Below are 21,895 nucleotides of genomic sequence, written 5' to 3' on the forward strand. Positions count from 1 at the left end.
TGTATTTTTATTATTTTCCATTAGCTCGATTCACGCATTTCTGCGTGATTAACGATGTGATTTTTAGGTAATTCGTCATCAACAGGTGACACATCACGCATTAATTCATCACGCAGCGACGCAAGTTCATTTTTTGCACCAGTGTAAAACGCGTTTACCAACGCTTTTTCTTTATCATTTAAAGCGTGAACAAGCTTTGCTTTTTGTTCTTGGCCTAAGTCGATTAAGCGCTTATCGATGTACGTGAATGTGTTCATTGCTGCCTCGTGTTTCCCATTTGCCTATTTCAGTAAAAATTGACTTTTGGTAAGCCATCCAATTGCGTCTTGACCAGTGTACTCAACAAGAAACTTTTCCTTTGACTGATCATACTCAACGATTACAGCAGAGCCGTAATCAGTAATAATTTCCTTGCCATTTATATTCGGTGCCATGTCTCTGTTTCCAATATCGTTAATTAAGGCCAAAACGGACTTTTCAGCCAGTCAGTTACAACGCTCATCTGCTTTTCATCCAAGTGAGCAGCTGCTTCGATGAAGTCAAAATTAAATTGATTGTTACCGCACCATACACCCGCAGCAAACCTTGCCATTATTTGCTCACCTCTCGATGCAACTTCACAGTACTCATCAACACTGCTTGAAATAAGCTCCCTCTTGCTGAAGTCAAACAACGGCCATAGATAAGGCATTTCTTCTTCAATCCATGTGGCGAATCTAGCTTGGCTAGATGACAAAGAGGTATTGATTTCCATTGTGTTTCCTATATCAGCTTACTAACGCACGAACACGCGCTAAAGCTTCACTAATCACGTTCTGGGGCGCTTTTTCGATAAACTTGATGCCTCGATAGTCATAGTCAATTGTCTTTACCTGTTGGCATAGAACAACCCCTTTTGTTTGCGTTTTATCGCCCAAATTAACTTCAAAGCCATGCCCTCTTACCGTCGATGTAATTGGTGCAACCAGAGCAAGTTGGATCTGCTTGTTAAATGGCTCCGGTGACAACACCAAAGCTGGCCTTTTATGCGCTTGCTCATGACCAGCAGATGGATCGAAATCAGTGAAAACAATGTCACCGTGAACAGGAATATACTTCTTAACCACTACAGCGCCTCTTTGCCAACGGGCGAATCGTTCAACCACGCCTTATCATCATCATCCAAAGTCATTGTCTCGGGACTGCACTGAGCCAGCAGCTCATCAAGGGAATACTCTAGCTGACGCATAGGCTCAATGATAATCCGCCCATTTTCTGTTTTAACGTCAATCTTTTCGTTAACGTCAAGATCCAATTCCTTCAGCAACGCAGCAGGAATAATTACCCCTTTTGAATTACCATACTTGCGAATTACAGTTTCCATAACACCCCCTCCACGTACCAACAATGTTTATACATTAACACAATCAGCCAACGTTGCAACTTTGTTGGTACTTTAAATTGTTTAGACAAAAAAAGCGCCAATGGCGCTTATTTCCCATGCCTAAAATTGCACTTTTTCTGAAGAAAAATATACTTTAGTAGTCTAAACATTGCCACAATTGGAGCAATTAAAATGGGCGATGTCGGAGACTGAACAAAAAACGTCACTATATGAAAACTGTAGACTTCATAAAGGGCTAATATATCAGAAAAAAATGATGCAAAACGAGATAAACTAGCCAACCCAGAAGCAAATGAAAGGCGAATGACTTGAACGCCACTAGCAGGGCTGTGGGAGCAGCTTATTATCCATGCTTTTTGCCGACAAGAGGGATAACCTGATTGAAGAAGCCCTCTTATTTTCCTAAACAATGAATTTATCCCATTTCCCGTAGCTTGCTCTAATATGACCTTTTCGTAAACTCAACCCAATTAGCAATGCGCCACATAGCAAGCTTGAAACAACTGAAACCAGAGGGGCACCGAGCAGAAATGGCGTGGTAAATAATGCCAGGCCTAGAGGAACAAGCGCATAACGTACCATGCGCCCAGACTCGGCAGTAGCAGTAACAACGACTGTCAGGACCAGAGCGCCCACCACATGATCAGCATTGGCCATGCTGCCCTCTGCCCCCAGCGTCAGACGGGTGAACATCAGCCAAACTCCGATAGGAATGCAAAGCGCAAGATTCCAGGGTAAAGTAACGCCACCACCAATCATGTCTTTAAATACCGTGATGGGGCCCCGTTCAAACTCTCTTTCATCACCCTTCCAGGCTCCTGTATCAGTATCGCCGGTAAAGAAAATACGTAGCAATGGGCGACCTTGCTTTTTACGACGCCATAAGAATTCAGCAGTTGCCACCAGTTCATCCAGCGAATAAGGAATTTGAATCAGCATGGCTGCTGCACCAATCAGGCAAAGTGTACACCAGGTTCCAATAACGATGGGCTGAATAATAATGAAGAAAATCGACACCACGCCTAATGGCACAATCATGATGCCGAACAGCATTACCAACCAGGGCATGGTGCGCCAGCGGCGGGTTGACCCCATCAGGCCGGTAAGAATTTCCAGCGCATAAGTCATAGCACCTAACCCGGCGTCGGGAACCGGCCACGCCTCAGATACCTCAGATGTGATAATTTCTTCGGTGCCATTTTTCGGGTCACCGCCCCCGCCTGCAAAAAACGGTTCCCATACCGCGTCTATATGTCCTAACTGGAAGGCACACAAATAGCGTGAAATAAAAAAACCTACAAATGCGAGCAAAATAATAGGCATCCGTTGCACCCAGCTTGACGGATTAAACTCCCAACCGGGCGGAATATTGGGGCCGGTCTCCGCCGCTATTAGTGATACACCGGGCGTTGGCCGCGAGCACACGGCAAAAGCAATAATCAGCATGCCCACTAACGTGCCGTTCAGATAGGCCCCCGCCGTAGGAGCCCAGAACACCAACGGTGCAGAGAGCACCCAAAATCCGACAATTCCCGCGGCCCAGCGAGCCTGGCTCATTCGCCATGACAGACTTAAACCGGCAAACACCAGCAGTGCCAGACCCGACCCCATGTCACTAATCGTCATTGCGCGGCTTTCATACCCCAACAAAAATGGCGCGGTTAACAACCAGAACGCCAACCCGATATTCATAAAGTGGGCCCAAATAAAGTTGCTATGGGCGTCACGATAATGATCTTCGTGCTTTTCACGAATTGCGTTGGCGTTAACTTCTTTTTCCTTCGCCGTTTGCATCCAGTCTGGCAAAGTGATGCCATTGGCTTTATACCAACCTGGCGGATCTTTTTTCAGATTGTCAATTAACCGTTCCAGTGCATCATAAATGTGGTGCTGTGGTCGCCAATTTAACTGTTCCTTTACCCGGCTGAGATTAAGGTCATAATGATCACTTGATAAATCAATCATGAATGGTTTGATGAACGGCTTTTCACCATGATCAAAGGCGTCAGGTACCACCGGCTCGGTTTTTTCTTCCAGCCAAGCTCCAGGTTTAGCAACATACTCCGGTATTTCGATGGTGTTCCACTCTCGTTCACCATAAATCAAATGACCAATTCGATTTTGCAGCGCCTGATAACCCATTACGCTGTCTTCGCCGGCCAATAGTACATTTTCTTTGGGCACTTCATGGCGCTTTTTAACCAGCTCGGTAAACAATGACACCATATCGTCTTTATGCAAAAAAGCTTGTCCGGCCATTTTATCGCCCGAGTACACCCAACTCTTAAATTGCCGCTCGTAAATGCGGGCGATCTGATAGCTTAAAGTGGGAACAGCGGTGTGGTCATCGTACAAGCCTGCCATTCGTAACAGGGTATAGGGAATTTTGCCATGATGGCTGCGAATGGCTTCTTCGGCATCGGCTTTAGACTGCGGATAGGTCCAGCCGGGCTCAATGGGCGTATCCTCGATAATTTTTTCTCCAGGGACCCCTGCCCGATGAATGAGCATGGTGGAGGAATAGATGAAATGATCCACATCAAAGCGCTGCAGTTCGGTTAGAAAATCCGCCGTCCCCTTTACATTGAGAGCCTCATACAATGGGTTGTCTTCGCCCGAGAAATCATAATAGGCGGCAAGGTGAATCACGCAGGCAATATGACTGCCATGTTTTTCATGAATTTTATACAGCGCAAGGGAAATGGAGTCTTTGGAGGTAAAATCGCACTTGTAACTTTCATCGGCACTTTCGCAAGGTGTCAAATCCAACCCAATAAGGTGATAATCTTTTTTCAGCACCTCACAAAGTGCACTGCCTACGCCGCCAGATGCACCAGTTATCAGAACAATCCGCTTTTCTGCTGCTTGTTGTGCCATCAATAAGTCCTTGCCTGAAACCTAAAATTAAGAGGGTTACTATTTAGTAACGAATCAACCCGCGTTTCGGGTCATTGACAGAGAGAAAACGATGAAAATAGACAAAATCTAATCAACTTCGGCAATTTAGGGAAACGCGCCGCGTCTGCTTGATAATCGATAATGCGGCGGGACAGTGTAAAACTTGCGAACGACAGGAATATACTTTGTAGTAAAAACACGATTGGTTTGGGGAGCCATCATGCAAGGAGCCTTTGCTGCCACACCGCGTTGGTTAATAAATGCCATAGACTAATGATTTTAATTGAATAAGTAAGATTGCACGACCGCAAAATGAAATTTAATGTTTTCAATGCGCGAATAGGAATAAAACTTGATGGTTTAGAGTCTCGCAATACTTCCTTGCTGGCACACGGTGTCGGCGCCCATTTGGATAAGGAGCCTCTCATGTCATTTATCTCAGCCGGTCCTGCAGACCGCCTTGAAAACCTCAAACCTAAACGCGTTACCCTTAACGATACAGAAATTCTTCTCATTCGTGACGGTGAAAACGTTTATGCCAGCAGCGCCGATTGCCCTCATAAAGGTGCGCCTCTTGAAGATGGTGCAGTATGTCGAGGCAAGTTGGTTTGCCCATGGCATAAAGGCACTTTTGATATCGCCTCTGCTGATGTATGCGAGCCACCTGCACTAACAGGATTATCTCGGTATGCGGTTGAAATACGTGACGGCGAGGTACTTGTGGATCCCGAACAGGCCACCGACAGCACCGATAAACGACAAAACCGATTAACTGCAGTTAACGCACATTCTCATATTGTGATTGTCGGCGCTGGCGCAGCAGGCGCTGCCGCTCTGCAAAGTCTGGTGAACAATCGTTACCACGGTCGGATCACTGTTGTTGATCCAGAAGCAGATGCACCTTATGACCGAACACTGCTTACCAAAGCTGTGACAGCGGGCGACATGGAACCTGATGAGGTAGACCCCCTTGTTAATCAAGACGACATGGATATCACAGAAGTTACACGCCTAGTGGCTAAAGTATCCGGAATTGATACTGCCGCCCATCAAATTGAGCTATATGATGGTCAATCGTTGGCATACGATCGATTACTTATTGCCACAGGCGGGATCCCCGTCCGGCCGGATTTACCCGGCGTTAATTTGTTGGGGATCCATACGCTTCGAAATATTGAGCATGTGGAAAGTCTATTAGCTGACGTTGAAAACACGAACAATATTACCATTGTTGGCAACAGTTTTATTAGTCTGGAAGTGGCCGCTTCATTAAAGCAGCGTAGCGACAATATACGGGTAAAGGTTATCGCACCTGATGCGGTACCGTTTGAAAAACAATTTGGAACCCAAATCGGGCAGTATTTCCGTGATTTACACGAGAAGCATGACGTCGAGTTTGTCGAGGGCACAGTAAGTGGATTTCATGGTACTGAAAAAGTAGCCGCAGTGAAGCTGGAAAGTGGCGAAATGTTGGAAACCAATCTGGTGCTGCTAGCTACCGGCATAACGACTGATAAAGATTTACTCAATAGCTTTACATTAACGCACCAGGGATTGGTGAAAGTGAACGAATTCCTTGAAGCTGCTGAAGATGTCTATGCGGTGGGTGATATTACCAGCTATCCGTATAATGGCGAAGAAATGCACATTGAGCACTGGCGACTAGCCCAGCAGCATGGTCGTTGCGCAGCAGAAAATATACTCGCGAGCCTAGCCTACCCTGCCGAACGTAAAGCATTTGATCGCACCCCTTATTTCTGGACACAGCAATTTGATGTAAAGTTTGAATACGTAGGTCATGCAAAAGAGTGGGACGAAATCGAAGCGGTGGGCACACCGGAAGATGAACAATACCTCGCTGTTTTTCGCAAAGATGGTAAGGAAATCGCCGTTCTGGCTAAAGGTTATCCTCAGCTGACAGCAAAAATGGTGATTGAGATGGACGACCATGTTGCGCTGTCATCGCTAAAAGCTGTACTTGAAGCTGCTTAATTAACAAGCTTTGATTTGGTGACGAGAAAGCGCGTAATGGCGCGCTTTCTATGACAAGATTGCTAACTATTCTCCGAGGCCGGTAGTCCTCACGTACAAATCCTTCTGATTAAACAGTCAGCGATTTTCGTTGTAGCTGTCTATACCAGCGATGCCCCACCCAAAATGCTGCGGTGATGTAGGGCACTCCGCCTACTACCCACATGATAAGTCCCGCTAATTGCTGATCGGCAAGGTTGCGGGATTCACCGTAAAAAGGAGTGCTGCCAAAGGTAAGAAACGCACCTAAAAAGCCCGTGTGCATTAGCGTCACCAACAGTGCCAGCAACGCATAGGGAACATTACGGGTAAAGGCATGTAAGCAGGCCCACCAAAACCATACCGCCGATATCAGAAAGCAGGCGTGTTCGAATACGTGAATCCAGGGATTCTCCAACGCCAACATATAAAATTTCGGGATGTGCCAGAACCAGATCATCATACCGTGAAAGTAGGTGCATACCATCGGATATTGAGTGATTTTAAATGCATATTTCCATAATCTTTCCCCATATGCTCCACAAGCCCTGTAGAACTGTGGCAATGGCCGAGCCAAAGCGAAAGCTGGCGCTATTATTACCATCATAAACATATGCTGGGTCATATGCGCAGCAGAGCTATGTTCAGCCCATTCGTCCAACGGACCCAAAATGGTAAAAAAGGTGATCAAAATGGTGATATGAAATAGCCATCTCCGCCATGCAACTGCGGTAGCGTAGCGGCAGCCCCATACATAGATTATCCAGAATATCAGTACTATCACCGCCGTAAGGCTAGCGGAAAACGCGTCCTGGCCACCACTGGTAAAGGGGTTGTGCGCCCATGCACCGGTTGACCAAAACAATAACGTTGCTACGAGAATAATTAAATACATGGTGCCATCGCCAAAAGAGGAATGCCAACAGCCAGCGTCGAAATGGCCGAAGCAAGATAACTTGTCGCCGCTACACGCAGTAAAAAGCGCGACTCATTTTCTGCATTTGCCGCTACGTGCCACGACTTAAAGGCGCAAATTCCCAAATAGATAACAATAAGAAACGTAGGAATTAAAAAACTAAGGTTTATCCAATTAAATGGGCCCGCCTCGGCCGCAGGTTTAGCCAGCTGACAAGCCACCGCGACACCGCCATATGTAAATACAAACCAGAGCGCCCAAATCACAAACCCGGCCACAAGATGCCAAGGGTGCGCGCGGGAAACTTTCATTTAGCCTCCCATATTGTTGGTAAGATCAAAAAGCTTGCGAAGCTTAGCCAAAAAATAACAAGTGTAAACAACCACATGGGGCTCATTACGACAATTTCATAGGACAGCTTTGTACTGATGTAATCATAACTAACCCGCAGTGCCTGGAGCGTAGTGGTGATCACGCTGATGATACTGTGGAAAAGCAAAAAGGCCAGCATCACCAACAATACGGCATCATACGCATTAGTCGTAAATTGCAGGTCACTCGAAACAGTGATGAAAGCCAATAGTCCAACATGACCCATTCCACAGACTGAAACGAGCCAAAGCCACTTAGCGAGCGACTTCTCTTGCTCACAGCGCAAATAGCGATTCAGACGGCGATACAAAGTCACTGCAATGGTCAGTAACGCACCACTTAGCCCCATTAAAACCGGCGAAATTGCCGACACGTCAGGTAAGGTTTTATTTGGTGAAACTGTCCACAAATATAACCAACCGAAAAGCAGCGACAAATATAAGGTGCCGTCAGCTAACAGAGTCACACACATACCCCATAACCCTGGCCCGTCAAAGGTGCGCGAGTGCAGAGGCGGCTCTCCCCGGCTCGCTTCTTCATCCGTCAGTGGTGCCATCGTCTTGTGCGTGCCGTTCTCCCAACTCCAGCGTAAAAAGAAGCCTAGACCCAATATGGCGAAAAAGATGCCGACCATATACGCTTTAGACACCAGGCTGATGCACAACCCCGCCAGGGTAGCCGCACAAATTAGAGGCCACCACGAATGGCTGGGAATATGAATAACTTCTTTTAGCTTGCCACTAATCGCATCTGTTCCATACAGTTCCCGTCGCCCGTGCTTAATACTTTTTAAGCCATGTTCGCCAGCTGGAATGCTATTAATCAACGACGGGTCGTCCCATAGTGGATGACGTGATTTTACCTCAGGGATACTGGCAAAATTGTAAGATACCGGCGGCATGCCCGTGGCCCATTCCAATGTATCAGCTTGCCAAGGATTAGATGAAGCCTTTCGACCATATCGAAAATGTAGCGTCACATCTAAGACGAGCATTAAAATACCAATCGCGAGCACGAAGCCACCAATGGAAGAACTCAGATTTAACCAATCCCAGCCCAGGCCACTTTCGTAAGTAAACACTCGGCGTGGCATGCCCAACAGACCAGTTAGGTGCATGATCAGAAACGTTGAATTAAATCCGACAAACACCAAGCCAAACGCCCAGCGTCCCATTCTCATAGACGGCATTCGTCCGGAAAAATGGGGCAACCAGTAATATAGGGCGGCGATCAGCGGAAAGAACATACCGCCAATAAGCACATAATGAAAATGTGCCACTACAAAGTGCGTATCGTGCACCTGCCAGTCAAAGGGCACCAGTGCTAGCATCACACCTGTCAACCCACCGCAAACGAAGATAAACAAAAAGCCAAAAATCCATAGCATCGGCAGTTCAAACCGCACACGGCCTACCCACAATGTCGTTAACCAAACGAAAATCTGAATGCCTGTGGGAATCGCCACCAGCATGCTGGCAATGGAAAAAAATGCCTGGGCCAAATGAGGGATCCCAACGGTAAACATGTGGTGTACCCATAAGCCAAAACTGATAAACCCAGTGATGATTACTGATAACACAACCCAACGATATCCCACCAGAGGTCGACCCGCGAACACTGGCAATATAGTGGAGACCATACCCGCTGCCGGCAGAAAAATAATGTAAACCTCAGGATGGCCGAATAACCAGAACAAATGCTGCCATAAAATAGGGTCACCACCAGCGTTAGGATCAAAAAAAGGCATTTGCGCTGCCCGCTCAAGCTCTAACAGAATGCTAGCCAGAATCAGCGGAGGAAAACCGAACACGATCATTAACGCCATCGCGAGAATATACCAGCAGAAAATAGGCATTTTGCTCAAACTCATGCCCGGCGCTCTCGTACGCAAAATCGAGACGGTAAGCTCAATACCTGCCGATACTGCAGATATTTCCACAAAAGTCACTCCGAGTAGCCAGAAGTCTGAGCCCGCGCCGGCGGAATAGTCGTCGCTGGATAAGGGTGTGTACATAAACCAGCCCGAATTAGGCGCGATGCCTAGCACCAGACTTGACAGCAAAATCAACCCTCCAAAGAGGTAACAGTAATAGCCTAAGGCGCTCAAACGGGGAAAGACTAGATCGCGCGTGCCGATCATCTTTGGAATAAGATACATCGCCGCGCCTTCCAGAACCGGAATGGCAAACAAGAACATCATAATAGTGCCGTGCATAGTAAAAACCTGTGAATACAGGTCGGCAGTAATGAGTGTCTGACCTGGCAACGCCAATTGCGAGCGGATCAGCATTGCCAGCAAAATGCCTACGAGAAAAAAGATCACCCCGGTTAGCATGAATCGCTGACTGATAGAAGTATGGTTTACCGCTGCAAGATTGCCCCACCCAGGTAGGTTATCCCACACCTTGGCAAAATTTTTGTGTAGTTCTGATTTGCCATTCATTGTGTTTTACCTTGTTGGACGAGCCATGCATCAAACTTCTCAGCAGAATGAGCAATGACTTTAAAATGCATTTTAGCGTGAGAAAGGCCGCAATATTCGGCGCATTGGCCACCGAACTCACCTACTTCATCGGCTTGCAAACGCACGATGTTCGTGTGCCCCGGGATCGCATCAATCTTTCCCCCTAGCCGTGGCACCCAGAAGCCATGAATCACGTCCGCACTAGTCACATGAATATCAATTGGCGTATCGACAGGAATATGAATTTCATCTGTTAGTTCAATATCATGTTGCGGATAGGTTACATCCCACGCCCATTGTCTGGCATGCACATCAATTCGCACAGCGCGCTCATCTGCCCAAGGCAGCATAATATTCCCGGCTGGAATACCAAAAATGAGCAATACGGTTATGCCCACCGTGGGTAACACAATACCGCCCCACAAAACCATACGAGTAAGAACGCGTTTTACATCTGCATCGCTATATTTACGATTGCGTCGGAAGCTGGCATACCACCAGAGTGAGCAAATCCCCAGTAATACCACGACTCCAACCGTGAGCATGCCCCACCAGATTGTGGTAACCGCCTTGGCTGACGGACCTGCAGGGGCGAGAATGGAATACGGCTCACTGCAACCTGCCAACAATAAGGCACTGGCAGTGAAAAGATATTCTGTTACTCTATTTACCAAACTCACTCCTTAAACGGTATTTAGGATCTGATGCTTCTATGTCGAATTCAATAATCAGCAGCCGCGCTTCACTTAGGGGGCATGCACTACATCCAGCCCTGATCCATTTTCCCATCGCGTTTTTGCTCATACTCATTGTCACAGATACTGTATTTATCCTTACCAGCGATCCTTTCTGGGCTGAAGCCAGTTTTTGGCTTACTGCTGCTGGACTGGCATTTGGTGTTTTGGCCAGCCTTGCCGGTGCCATTGATGTTTTTACTGTACATATTATTCGCCATATTGTCGCAGCCTGGGCTCACGCCGTTCTAGCAGTAATGACGCTATCGCTGACCACATTTAACCTTACCTTACGCTTAGGCGATAACCCCGGCGAACTTATTAATCCCTGGGGAATCTATGTCAGCGTTCTAGCTGGCATCCTTATCGGTATTACTGGTTTTTTGGGCGCTCAACTGGTTTTTGCTTACGGCGTAGGTGTTAACGAGCCTCAAAATAGTGAACGCTAAGTTGAGCCCTAGATTGGCCATGGCACAAAACCAGGTGCAGCAGGTTTTGCCAGGACCACAAACAGTATGCTTCCGACGCAGCAAAATATCGCTATCAGAAAGTACCAGCTAAAGCCTGCCAGATAACGCATTTCCTGGCGTTCAAGGCGCGTTATCAGTAGCCCAAGGCTCGCGTGCAATATCACCAGTATCGTCACAATGGTTAGTTTCACCATCAGCCAGAAAGTAAGGGTGTCGTTTATTACAAAGACCAATGTTCCCGCAATAATAGAAATGATAGCCGCGGGCGAAGCCACATACGCGAATATCAGCCGCGCTACCGACCTCATTCCAAATGGAATATCGATAAAGTCTTCGCGCATTTTCGACTCAGTAGCAATTAAGATTGGCAAATACAACACGGTTGCCAACCAGATCAGAAGACCGAAGATGTGAAGACCTAAAAGCCAGAGCATGAGCAACCTTACATTTATTTCATAATACTAGTTACAGCACTCGCCCCTGAAATGGTTTAGAAAAAAATGAATTTTTGCGATCGCACGTGACGAAGTGAAGTTAGCCGATCCCTTATTAGAGAGTAAATGAACAATATAATTCCAACCTACGGTCAGCGGTAGAATATTTACTTGTAGATAAAAGTTACTGTACATACGATCTATACACAGTTTCTCAAAGAGCAGAGATGATAAAAAATGAAATGTTCCTCACTTAACGTTGGAGCCTTTTACAAGTTAAGTAAGAGTAGAATAAAGCCTAGAGGTTGTTGATCTTTGTATGAAAAGCAGCCGGCATAGCAACGAGGTATAATTGTTTCGCCAAAAATAATTAACCGTAATGTTGCTATGCCAAGAACGATGTTAACAGATGATGCGTGGGAAATCCTAAAAGTACTGCTAAAGGAGAGTGGCAGAGTCTATAACAAATATGAGCACCGAAATACCCTGGAGGGCATACTTTACCGAATGCGTACCGGCATTCAGTGGCGGGATTTGCCATCTGAATTTGGTCTCTGGAATACGGTCTACCGACGATTTAATTTATGGTCGAAGAAAGGCATATTGCAAAAGTTATTTGAAAGCTTAGCCTCCGAGGGTGACCCAGAATGGTTGTTTCTTGATGGTAGTATAGTTAAAGCGCATCAGGATAGTAGCGGTGCAGCGGGTAAACAAGATGAGGCCATCGGAAAAAGTCGAGGTGGTAACTCAACGAAAATTCACCTTGCGGTAGATAGCGGTGGCCTGCCCGTTTATTTTGAACTATCCGGTGGTCAAGTGAACGACATCGTACATGCACAAAGTCTGATAATAAACTCCCCACAAGCCGATATTGTTTGTGCTGATAAGGCTATGACAGTGAAGCTTTTAGAGCTTACGTAGAAGAAAGTGGAGCAGATGCCAATATTCCACGCAAACGAAATAACAAATTAGGTAATGACGATATGGACTGGTGCCTGTATCGATATAGGCATCTTGTTGAAAACGCGTTTTTGAGGATAAAAAGGTACCGGGCAATATCAACAAGATACGACAAGCTAGCTCGAAACTATAGCAGTACAGTCGCATTGGCATTCATGATGATGTGGCTACCAATGTACTGCTGAACAAATAATGTTCAAAGATCAACAGCCTCTAGTAAACGCCAAAATTTATTAAGATCTTCTCTGTTTAACACCGCCAGAGAAATTCCAGAAAAAAGGACCATATCCATGGCGGTAAGCGACGCTGTATCTGATTCATTTAATAACGACATCAAACCCTTTGCTGCAGAGTCATTTCGCCAATAGGTAAATGAACGCTCACCGCACGCATCAGTATAAATTTTGTAAAGCCCGATATGTTTGTCTGGGTGAGCATATAAAAAGCGCGTATTGATTGACTCACCTCGAGTAAATTCCAGCATCTCTTTAGAAAGCGGGTCACTCCCTATCGCACTAATAAAATAACTCTCTAATGCTGGGAATGTGCGTTTTAAATAAACGGCAGAATTAAAGGTATCGCCTGCAAAACCTTCCTGCAGTAAACCATCCACTTTTTTAAGTTCAGCCATGCACTCGCCAATAAAACCAACTCTCATATATTCCACCCTACGAACTCATAGCTTTGTATTATTTGCTTGTTTTAACGTTATTCGGCGCTGCTGCAAGCAACGCCAATTGACTTACTCTAATGACTATAATTACTGACACTGGCAGCCGTCTTTAGCCGTTAGAAAATCTATAATTGACGGCTTATCGGTGTTACTAAAGCTATTTTGGCTGAGCGTCGTTTGTGGCTCACCGACCGTGTGTTCAATGCGTACCTTCGCACTAGAGTCGAACTTATTATTTCGAATGTTTGTTTTTTGGACGCCATGAAGGAAGATGCTTGCTTTGCGCTTATTTCTTTTGCCGTGACCCACCTTGGTCAGCGTATTATCACTCAACGTTACTTTGGGCCCGAATGTACTCTCATCCGTCCCCCCACGATAAATCAAGGCTAGTGCTCCGCTCACGTTTTCAAAAACATTATTGCTAATGTTGAGTACTTCAACGTTGTAGATACCCAAGTCATCTTTTTCTTTATTGAACGCAAATACGTTTCCAGAAATTGTTTCAAAATGGCTGTTCGTCACAGAAAAATGCGTGGCAAAGCTTCGCGCACCAGCAGAGAAGAAATGAAAACTATGATTAATGTCTACATCGACCACTTTCACGTTATCCATGGTGAAGCGGTAGTTCGTTAACATGCCCCATTTTTTGGTACGAATTAGTGTATTGCCTGCCGCATCAGGCGCATCTGTGCCCGCTAAGGTTACCCTTTGAAGCGCTAAAGCCCCATTGTCGCTAATTTCGAATAATGCAGAGCGTTGGGGTAAAATCGTAACCAAGTCAGGTGAAGCCCCTTCTATAGACAATACCTTTTCAACCTTAATGATTTTTTCTTCGCTGTATTTGCCTTCACCTAAGACAAGCACATCTCCATCTTCGGCCTGGGTGACCGCGTCGAAAATAGTGTTTACACCGGGATCTACCCTTATTTCTTTACCCGATTTAAATGGCAATTCATATTCTTTCTTTTGATACCAGCTTGGGCCTACCTCATCTTTTGATAATGCTTTTACGCTATCGTCTGCACCTACTTGCATACCGTCAACAGTCACATTTGTTGATTCACCAATATCAGTGCGCTTGGTAAAACCCGCTTCAATCTGACTTTCAACGCTGTAATTAGCAATATTGTTCGAAAACGTTTTACCGCTAGTATCATCGAAGAAGCTGAATGTAGTGGGAACCCTGTTAGCAACAACAAGGTTTTTCGTAAATACGCTGTCTACTGGGGCGCTGAACGTTCTTCATCTGCGCCAGCGGCTAGCTGTATGTGAGAAACATCAATAAAGGTGTTGCCATGAAGGGTGTTCCCACCCGACTTAACACTAATAATCTCTACTTCGCCATTACATCTATCAAATACATTGTTCTCAACGCGAGTGAACGAGTTTTCTAATGAATAATGACTTGTGCCAATTCTTAGTGTTTCCCCGCCATTTGAGCCCAGTTCAGGTCGGTAGCCAAAGTAGTTATTGTCAATTTGGTGGTAATTTTCAGTGCTATCCGCACTATCTAGTCGCACAGCAACGGTAACGCCACGATTGCGCTTACCAGCAAGATAGGAGTGATCGAAGCGATTGTGTTTTCCATAAAGCGCAACCCAATAGTCACTCTCAAATTTATCGGGTTTTGAATAGTCTTCAATAACCACTTCGGTAACGCGGGTATGGTTTGCCACATCATCTTTATTTACTCGAAAGCTAATGACCGAGCCTGAAGGCGAATAACCATTTTTAAATACTAACCCTGATACCACCACGTGGCTTCCAGCAATTGCTAAGTTAGATTGACCAGAAAAAACCACCTCGCCTTTTGTTTCAGCACGCAAAGTAACAGGGGCTTGTTTGCTGCCTTGGGCCTGAAACTTAATTTCGAAATCGCGATACGTTCCGTTTTTAAAAACAATATCGTCTCCCGGACCTACCTGGCTAACAGCATCGTAATAGGATGCTTTAGAATCTACGAAAAAGTCTTCAGCGTTAACAGTCGAGTTTAGCGTCAACAAAGTAACAACGCCGACCGCTGACTTAAAGATACTCTTTAACTTCATACATCCCTCTCCTTGCCGAGCAAGTATTGAAATTTTATTGCTCTAACCGCATTAATTGGTCACGTTGTTTTGCAAAAACGCAATTATGCTGTTATTTATTTGTTACCGATTGTTTTAGGATCCAACCAAAAACAACCAATCTGTTTTACCAATAACTAAATAAATGTATTACCAATTAGACTTTTTATCGTTTAATAAGCGTTAGTATTAACGATACATAAGGGACTTTGCGCTTTGCGCTAGTTTCGATATACAATGGTCAGATAGAATTCTTTTACCAATTGTGTACCCTCTACTTGGTAAGCAACAGGCAAACAAGGGCTGTAAATATGAAGACTCGTCGTCTTTTCTGGAGCATCGTTGAGAAACTCGAGGCGCTAATTGATCAGGGGATTTATCCTGAAGGTAGTCGATTACCCGCTGAAAGAGAGCTTGCAGAAACTTATAATGTTAGTCGCCCTACCATTCGCGAGGCTATCATTGCTCTTGAAGTGCGCGAGCGCGTTGAAGTAAAGACGGGCTCTGGCGTTTATGTACTGCATCAAAAAAAGCCTGGTCAGGTAACCAAGCCTATCAGTGCATTTGAACTCACACAGGCCCGTGCATTGGTTGAAGGCGAAGCGGCAGCGCTTGCAGCAGCAACCATTTCTAGTGAAGAATTAGAGGCATTGAAGCAAACCTTGGTAGAGATGAAATCGCCAGAGAAAGCGGATGAAGCCGACCAACGCTTCCATCAGATTATTTCTCAAGCAACCCGCAACAATGCAATTATGTTGTCTGTTGAAAACTTATGGGCACTGCGTAGAAGCGTTCCACAAGTTATCGCTGCATATAGTGACGTGTGCTCCCAAGGTGAAGAGCAAAGGCTTCAAGAACATACGCTTATCTACGATGCTATAGAAAGTAAAGATTCGGCCGGTGCACGCCGTGCAATGCATCAGCATTTTAATCGTTTGATCAATGCATTATTTGACGCAAGTGAAGCAAAAGCACTTGAAGAAATTAAACGAAAAACAGATGAAACCAGAGGGCTCTATTCAATTGCTCATTTAAGACAGTAGTGACAGAAGGTTTTCTGATTGTAAAATAAAACAGGCTTCTTATTTCTAAGAAGCCTGTTTGCTTTGTAGGGTACTCTTATGAGTCACTGTTTTTATTATTTTGCTTTAAGGCGTAAGAGCAAAGTTCTACTTCGAGGTAAATATTGAACCTAAAATACGGCCCGACACTTCCCCAAAACTTGCTTAAACGCGTAGATAAGCTTGTTCACATTCCGCTTTCTCAAGCAGCAGAAAACCATTCCATACTACATTCCGGCCTTACCAGATGCCAACCAATAATTATTACCAATATTGATAACCTGTTATTTTTGTGGATCTTCACGACAAATTTTTTACGAGTCCGTAGAACTTTTTAAGCAAGCCCGTTCACGCCAATAAAATAAAAACAGAGTAAAATCAAAACTAAGAAAAATAAAATCAATAACTTAGGATAACCACCCTTTAGTTCAAAGCCTCAGTACTTTAGCGTCTTATGCACAATAACAAGCTAAGATACCTATATGACCAAAAAAGTTAAACCTAGTTATATGGCACAAAGGTAAGAAAAAGCTTTACCATGTTTGTTATAACAGATAAAAAGCGCGAAATTACTTTATGCGCTAATAACACTCACGCTTACGCTGTGATAACCAAGTGAAATTAAAAGATGAATGTTGAAAGTTTAACCCAACATGCTGAAGAAAAATTGGCTCTCGTGAAAGCATCAGTTATGTCTGATAGCTTTATTATTCAGCTGACAACCATAGCGGTAATATATTGCATAGCCTTTTTACTTGCCAGGCAAGTGAAGAAGCCGTTTAAGTTTACTAGAGAAAAGCCCGAGCAAGGTGCACACACGATGCATGGGTTTCTATATAACTTAGGTGAGGCTCTTTTCCCGCTTATCACTATAAGTATGCTAAAGCTGACCACTGTGCTAGGCGCTCAGTTTCAGTTTGACGCGTGGCTATTAGAAATAGCGGTTGTCGTGGCATTAATGCTGTTTGTGAACTCACTCATTACCGGCTTTGTTGAAAATAAAACCATTGCAGGGCTTATGCGATGGGTAGGTTTACCGATTTTATTTTTGCACCTTGTTGGCGTGCTACCACTTGTTACAACAGCGCTGGCGTCGATAGCGATTTCAGTAGGGAATGTTGAGGTTTCTGCCTATGGGGTGACCCGAGTAGTGTTGTTTGGCGGGCTGCTCTTTTGGTTAGGTCGAAGTTCAAATGCCATCGGTCAAGATATCATACGAAACCACAAGTCCCTTGATGTATCCACCAAAGAGGTATTCGCTAAGCTTTTCGAAGTAGCCCTTTTCTGTATCGTATTTTTATTGTTACTTAATGTCATGGGGATCAACCTCACTGCCCTCGCTGTTTTCGGCGGCGCGTTAGGCGTGGGTCTTGGTTTGGGGCTTCAATCTATCGCTTCAAACTTTATATCAGGCATTATCATATTGTTAGATAAGTCGCTAACCGTAGGTGACTATGTCGAGCTTGAAGACGGAAAAAAAGGCATCGTAAGAGAATTTAAAATGCGCTATGCCGTGCTTGAAACCTTCGACGGGAAAGATGTACTTGTACCCAACGAAAAATTCATCAGCTCTTTACTCATTAATTGGACGCACAAAAATCAAAAGCAGCGTTATCGTATCGACTTCTCGGTTGCGTACAAAACAGATATTCGCGCAATGGTAGAAATTATTAAAGATACCGTGGCGGCACACCCGCAAGTGATCAGTGGCGAAGACATTCCTTTTGAAGAACTACCAGACTGTGAAATAGATAGTTTTGGCGACTCGGGCGTGAACATGTTTGTTGAATTCTGGATGGAAGGAATAGACGACGGCAAGAATCGTGTGGGCGGTGATTTGTTGCTGGCCGTCTTTGAAACCTTACGTGAGCATAATATTGAAATTCCGTTCCCTCAACGGGAAGTTCGCGTTATCAACGAGCAAGATATCGGTATCAGAAATACCACTTCGTAAGTCATTGAGTATTACCTTCGCGCTTGACTAAAACCTTGCGCGAAGCGTATCCCACTGCCACTCTTGTGCAATTAACCCTAGCGCTTGTGTAAACTTCTCGTAGTCGTTTTGCCCCATGGCCGTCGCGACGGTTTTAAGTTGAGATTTGGCTCTTATAGCTTTCACCTGAAGCAGCTCAAGACGCTTATCTGCGCTTGCATCGAAGTTATCAACTAAGATTGCGTTCGCCTTATTTGAGGCTTCCCATGCGGTAATGACATAGCCAACCAGCTTGGTATACACGCCTACCATGCGTTTTCGCTCAAAAATGGGGTCAAATAAAGAACCTTGCAGAATTTTATGGAAACTGGCTTCGGTTTCGAAAACAACAGTGGCCTCAGCGTTTTTCAATTCCTCTAGCACGCTATGTAAAAGATGAATGTGCGTGACGGTATTCAGTTCATCAGAAGATAACGCGTTAATATCGTCACTTAACATTTCTAAATTTACTAAAGCACGTTGAAGACTGGCCATTAAGTTATGTCATGGATGGAAAAATAAGGTTCAGTGTAGCGAATTCGAACACAGTTTTCGACGATTACTCGATGGTTTTGATACTGATGACGTAAGCTTAATTTGAAAGCTGTACTTTCACCTAAAGCTAGAAAGAACAATGTGACTTTTGCTTCGCTTTTTTACAAAAGCCCTAGGTACTGTATGGGCAAAGCGGATGTTTAAAGCTTGTACAAGCTTAAGTAATAAAAACATTTGCATAAAAAAGGGGCCCTCCTAAAGTGAAGTGCCCCCTTTTGTTAGCTATCAAGCTACGAGTTAACGAGTTTGACTTACTTCGCTAGCTTCGCATTGAGGTCATGACGTAAATCAAAACGGTCTAGCGTCATTACTTTGGTCCAAGCATCGACGAAGTCTTCAACAAAGCGGGTTTTCGCATTGTCGTAAGCATACACTTCAGCAACCGCGCGTAATTCACTGTTTGAACCAAACACGAGGTCTACAGGTGTACCAGTATACATAACTTCGCCAGTACTTCTGTTAACGCCTTCATAAACAGAAGCATCATCGGTTTTTCTCCACTTAACGCCCATGTCTAGCAACGTTACGAAGAAGTCATTGTTAAGCGTGCCCACGTTATCGGTAAATACACCGTGGTTAGTGCCACCAGTGTTTGCACCTAGAGAACGCAGACCACCTAGTAGTACCGTCATTTCAGGCACGGTCAGGTTTAGCTGGTCAGCTTTATCTACTAGCATATCGGTTGGTGAGCGATAGCTTGCTTCTGCGTTGTAGTAGTTTCTAAACGCGTCTGCGGTTGGCTCAAGTAGCGAGAAAGAGTTAACGTCAGTTTGCTCTTGCGTGGCGTCAGTTCGACCTGGAACCACAGGTACGCTAACTTCAACACCAGCATCAGCAGCCGCTTTTTCGATAGCTGCAGCACCGCCAATAACAATCAAATCAGCAAGCGATACTTTCTTCTTCGAGAACATACGCGAGTTGTAATCTTCTTGTAGTTCTTTCAGTTTAGCTACTACTGCTTTAACCGTTTCTGGCTCGTTCGCTTCCCAGCTCATTTGAGGCTCTAGTGCGATACGCGCACCGTTTGCACCGCCACGTAAATCAGAAGCGCGGAAGCTTGACGCCCCAGCCCATGCTGTTTTAACCAGTTGCTGTACTGTTAAGCCGCTATCTAAAATATCAGCTTTAAGCTTTTTAACATCTTTGTCAGAAATGGTTTTGTAATCAGCTTTAGGCACAGGGTCTTGCCAGATAAAGTTTTCTCTAGGGATGTCGTTACCCAGGTAACGTTCCTTTGGACCCATGTCGCGGTGCGTTAGCTTAAACCATGCTTTTGCAAACGCCGTCTGATACTCTTTAGGGTCGGCTAAGAAACGTTCTGCAATTTTACGGTACTCAGGGTCATACTTAAGCGCAAGGTCAGCCGTTGTCATCACTGGTGGGTTTTTCTTACCTTCCACGTGTGCATCCGGAACTGATGTGTGTAGTGACTCATCAGTAGGGACCCATTGAATAGCGCCGGCTGGGCTGCGAGTTTGCTTCCATTCAAAGCCTAATAAGTTCTGAAGATATAAGCTTGTCCACTTAGTAGGTAATTGTGTCCACGCACCTTCAAGGCCACTAGTTACGGTATCTTCAGCGTTGCCTTTACCACAGTTGTTTTTCCAACCTAACCCCTGCTCTTCTAGGCCTGCACCACCTGGCTCAGCTTCTAAGCAGTCTGCTGGTTTGTGAGCACCGTGCATTTTACCGAATGTGTGACCACCAGCGATTAGCGCTACGGTTTCTTCATCATTCATAGCCATACGAGCAAACGCGGTACGAATATTTTTTGCCGAGCCCATTGGGTCAGGCACACCTTTAGGGCCTTCTGGGTTAACATAGATAAGACCCATGTGCGTTGCACCTAGTGGACGCTGAAGTTTGCCTTCACGCTCTTCACGATCGCTTGCAAGCATTTCTACTTCAGGGCCCCAATACACCATATCTGGTTCCCAGTCATCAGTACGACCGCCCGCAAAACCATAGGTGTCAAAACCCATGTTTTCCATACCTACTGTACCCGCTAGGATCATCAAGTCGCCCCAAGAAAGGCTTTCACCGTACTTTTGCTTGATTGGCCACAACAAGCGGCGTGCTTTGTCTAAATTTCCGTTGTCAGGCCAGCTGTTTAACGGATCGAAGCGCATTTGGCCACCATCGCCGCCGCCACGGCCGTCTAGCGTACGGTAGGTACCGGCACTATGCCATGAAAGACGAATAAAGAATGGTCCATAGTTTCCAAAGTCTGCTGGCCACCAATCTTGCGATGTAGTCAGAAGCTCATTGATGTCACTTTTAACTTGGTCAAGGTCAAGTTTAGAGAATGCCTTGGCGTAATCGAAATCTTCGCCAAGTGGGTTAGAGCGGTTGTCATGGTCCCTTAGCGGCGACAAATCAAGTTGATCTGGCCACCAAAATTGGTTGCTTTTCGGTTGAAAAGCTTTTGTCATGCCCGTGCCTTTTGCACCGGCTGGCTTACTAATTTGATCATTAGCAATCGCGCCTGTGGCACCTAGCGAAAGTGCTACAAGTGCAGATAGCGTGGTTTTTCTAAACCTGTTCATGTTCATGGTTTTTTCCCGTCTGAGTTTGTTTTCGTTATCAAATTGCGGCAATAGCGTTAAACCGCAACGGTTAACATTTTGTTTACCTTGTAAGCAATTAAAAGATAGACGGGCTTACGCTTTATTTACAGTTGATAAAATGAATTCAACTGATTGGAAAATCCAATCAATGTAAAAAGACTTTAAAATCTGACAGTTAACTATCAGATTTATTTAAACGGATAAAAAAACGTTACGACTAACGAAGCGTACATATTAGTTAGCTAAGTGTCGTGAATCTCTTTCAGAGGCTGGGAAAATTTTTCCCGTCTTGTTTTCAATAGCACGAGACACCTTTTGTTAAGTGATTAAATAACAGGCGGAAATGCTTATCTCTCTGT

At 45.0% G+C, this 21,895-nt stretch carries 21 protein-coding genes; 5 read left to right on the top strand and 16 right to left on the bottom strand.

From position 1 onward, the window contains the following. Window positions 1-20: 20 nt before the first annotated feature. From MADE_RS16170 to MADE_RS16190, 6 genes are all read right to left on the bottom strand, one after another. Window positions 21-257, bottom strand: coding sequence for a hypothetical protein (locus MADE_RS16170; RefSeq protein WP_012519715.1), 237 nt, complete (start codon window positions 255-257; stop codon window positions 21-23). Between the two features lie 24 nt (window positions 258-281). Continuing rightward, complete coding sequence (locus tag MADE_RS20720; RefSeq protein WP_012519716.1) at window positions 282-434, bottom strand: hypothetical protein; 153 nt, start codon at window positions 432-434, stop codon at window positions 282-284. Window positions 435-457: 23 nt separating this feature from the next. Beyond that, window positions 458-754, bottom strand: a complete 297-nt coding sequence (locus MADE_RS16175) for a hypothetical protein (protein ID WP_012519717.1) — start codon at window positions 752-754, stop codon at window positions 458-460. Between the two features lie 13 nt (window positions 755-767). Further along, a complete protein-coding gene (locus MADE_RS16180) occupies window positions 768-1,106 on the bottom strand; it encodes a type II toxin-antitoxin system PemK/MazF family toxin (RefSeq protein ID WP_012519718.1) in 339 nt (112 codons plus the stop codon). After that, window positions 1,106-1,363: an AbrB/MazE/SpoVT family DNA-binding domain-containing protein gene (locus MADE_RS16185; protein WP_012519719.1), complete on the bottom strand. Its 258-nt coding sequence runs from the start codon at window positions 1,361-1,363 to the stop codon at window positions 1,106-1,108. Before MADE_RS16185 ends, MADE_RS16180 begins: the two co-directional genes overlap by 1 nt. Before the next feature lie 423 nt (window positions 1,364-1,786). After that, window positions 1,787-4,261: a vitamin K epoxide reductase family protein gene (locus tag MADE_RS16190; RefSeq protein ID WP_012519720.1), complete on the bottom strand. Its 2,475-nt coding sequence runs from the start codon at window positions 4,259-4,261 to the stop codon at window positions 1,787-1,789. A 447-nt stretch (window positions 4,262-4,708) separates the two neighbouring features. On the opposite strand from MADE_RS16190, the gene MADE_RS16195 reads away from it, so the two are divergent. Then, window positions 4,709-6,274: an FAD-dependent oxidoreductase gene (locus MADE_RS16195; protein ID WP_012519721.1), complete on the top strand. Its 1,566-nt coding sequence runs from the start codon at window positions 4,709-4,711 to the stop codon at window positions 6,272-6,274. A gap of 109 nt (window positions 6,275-6,383) precedes the next feature. Here the strand turns inward: MADE_RS16195 and MADE_RS16200 are convergent, their stop codons facing one another. From MADE_RS16200 to coxB, 4 genes are read right to left on the bottom strand one after another with little or no spacing between them, the layout of a single operon-like run. Then, window positions 6,384-7,187, bottom strand: a complete 804-nt coding sequence (locus MADE_RS16200; protein ID WP_012519722.1) for a cytochrome c oxidase assembly protein — start codon at window positions 7,185-7,187, stop codon at window positions 6,384-6,386. Further along, a complete protein-coding gene (locus MADE_RS16205) occupies window positions 7,178-7,519 on the bottom strand; it encodes a hypothetical protein (protein ID WP_012519723.1) in 342 nt (113 codons plus the stop codon). Before MADE_RS16205 ends, MADE_RS16200 begins: the two co-directional genes overlap by 10 nt. Continuing rightward, window positions 7,516-10,023 (bottom strand): cytochrome c oxidase subunit I, encoded by a 2,508-nt coding sequence (gene ctaD / locus MADE_RS16210; RefSeq protein ID WP_012519724.1) that lies wholly within the window; start codon window positions 10,021-10,023, stop codon window positions 7,516-7,518. The genes MADE_RS16205 and ctaD overlap by 4 nt, the downstream gene beginning before the upstream one ends. Next, window positions 10,020-10,718, bottom strand: coding sequence for a cytochrome c oxidase subunit II (gene coxB / locus MADE_RS16215; protein WP_012519725.1), 699 nt, complete (start codon window positions 10,716-10,718; stop codon window positions 10,020-10,022). Before coxB ends, ctaD begins: the two co-directional genes overlap by 4 nt. 38 nt (window positions 10,719-10,756) lie before the next feature. Between coxB and MADE_RS16220 the strand changes: the two genes are divergently transcribed. Beyond that, window positions 10,757-11,227 (top strand): DUF2231 domain-containing protein, encoded by a 471-nt coding sequence (locus MADE_RS16220; protein ID WP_012519726.1) that lies wholly within the window; start codon window positions 10,757-10,759, stop codon window positions 11,225-11,227. 8 nt (window positions 11,228-11,235) lie between these two features. Here the strand turns inward: MADE_RS16220 and MADE_RS16225 are convergent, their stop codons facing one another. Then, entirely contained in the window at window positions 11,236-11,682 is a 447-nt protein-coding gene (locus tag MADE_RS16225) for a CopD family protein (protein ID WP_012519727.1), read from the bottom strand. 387 nt (window positions 11,683-12,069) lie between these two features. On the opposite strand from MADE_RS16225, the gene MADE_RS16230 reads away from it, so the two are divergent. Beyond that, window positions 12,070-12,827 (top strand): IS5 family transposase gene (locus tag MADE_RS16230; protein WP_123325976.1). Its coding sequence is split into 2 segments (ribosomal slippage): window positions 12,070-12,568 and window positions 12,568-12,827, totalling 759 coding nucleotides; the frame shifts between segments, so codons are not numbered across the junction. Between the two features lie 11 nt (window positions 12,828-12,838). Here the strand turns inward: MADE_RS16230 and MADE_RS16235 are convergent. From MADE_RS16235 to MADE_RS20440, 3 genes are all read right to left on the bottom strand, one after another. Then, the gene (locus MADE_RS16235; protein WP_012519728.1) at window positions 12,839-13,300 is read right to left on the bottom strand and encodes a PfkB family carbohydrate kinase; all 462 of its coding nucleotides are present in this window, start codon (window positions 13,298-13,300) and stop codon (window positions 12,839-12,841) included. Window positions 13,301-13,402: 102 nt separating this feature from the next. Continuing rightward, window positions 13,403-14,365: a right-handed parallel beta-helix repeat-containing protein gene (locus tag MADE_RS20435; RefSeq protein ID WP_023559888.1), complete on the bottom strand. Its 963-nt coding sequence runs from the start codon at window positions 14,363-14,365 to the stop codon at window positions 13,403-13,405. A gap of 170 nt (window positions 14,366-14,535) precedes the next feature. Further along, a complete protein-coding gene (locus MADE_RS20440; RefSeq protein WP_023559889.1) occupies window positions 14,536-15,363 on the bottom strand; it encodes a polysaccharide lyase 6 family protein in 828 nt (275 codons plus the stop codon). Between the two features lie 329 nt (window positions 15,364-15,692). Here MADE_RS20440 and MADE_RS16245 point away from each other — a divergent pair, with 329 nt between their 5' ends. Both MADE_RS16245 and MADE_RS16250 read left to right on the top strand, forming a co-directional pair. After that, entirely contained in the window at window positions 15,693-16,424 is a 732-nt protein-coding gene (locus MADE_RS16245) for a FadR/GntR family transcriptional regulator (RefSeq protein WP_012519729.1), read from the top strand. A 646-nt stretch (window positions 16,425-17,070) separates the two neighbouring features. After that, the gene (locus tag MADE_RS16250; protein WP_012519730.1) at window positions 17,071-18,396 is read left to right on the top strand and encodes a mechanosensitive ion channel family protein; all 1,326 of its coding nucleotides are present in this window, start codon (window positions 17,071-17,073) and stop codon (window positions 18,394-18,396) included. Between the two features lie 27 nt (window positions 18,397-18,423). On the opposite strand, the gene MADE_RS16255 is transcribed toward MADE_RS16250, so the two are convergent. Together MADE_RS16255 and katG are read right to left on the bottom strand one after the other, a co-directional pair. Beyond that, window positions 18,424-18,873 (bottom strand): hypothetical protein, encoded by a 450-nt coding sequence (locus tag MADE_RS16255; protein WP_232363073.1) that lies wholly within the window; start codon window positions 18,871-18,873, stop codon window positions 18,424-18,426. A 347-nt stretch (window positions 18,874-19,220) separates the two neighbouring features. Beyond that, window positions 19,221-21,521 (bottom strand): catalase/peroxidase HPI, encoded by a 2,301-nt coding sequence (gene katG / locus MADE_RS16260; protein WP_012519733.1) that lies wholly within the window; start codon window positions 21,519-21,521, stop codon window positions 19,221-19,223. Window positions 21,522-21,895: the final 374 nt, after the last annotated feature.

Source organism: Alteromonas mediterranea DE (genome assembly GCF_000020585.3).
GTDB classification, from domain to species: domain Bacteria; phylum Pseudomonadota; class Gammaproteobacteria; order Enterobacterales; family Alteromonadaceae; genus Alteromonas; species Alteromonas mediterranea.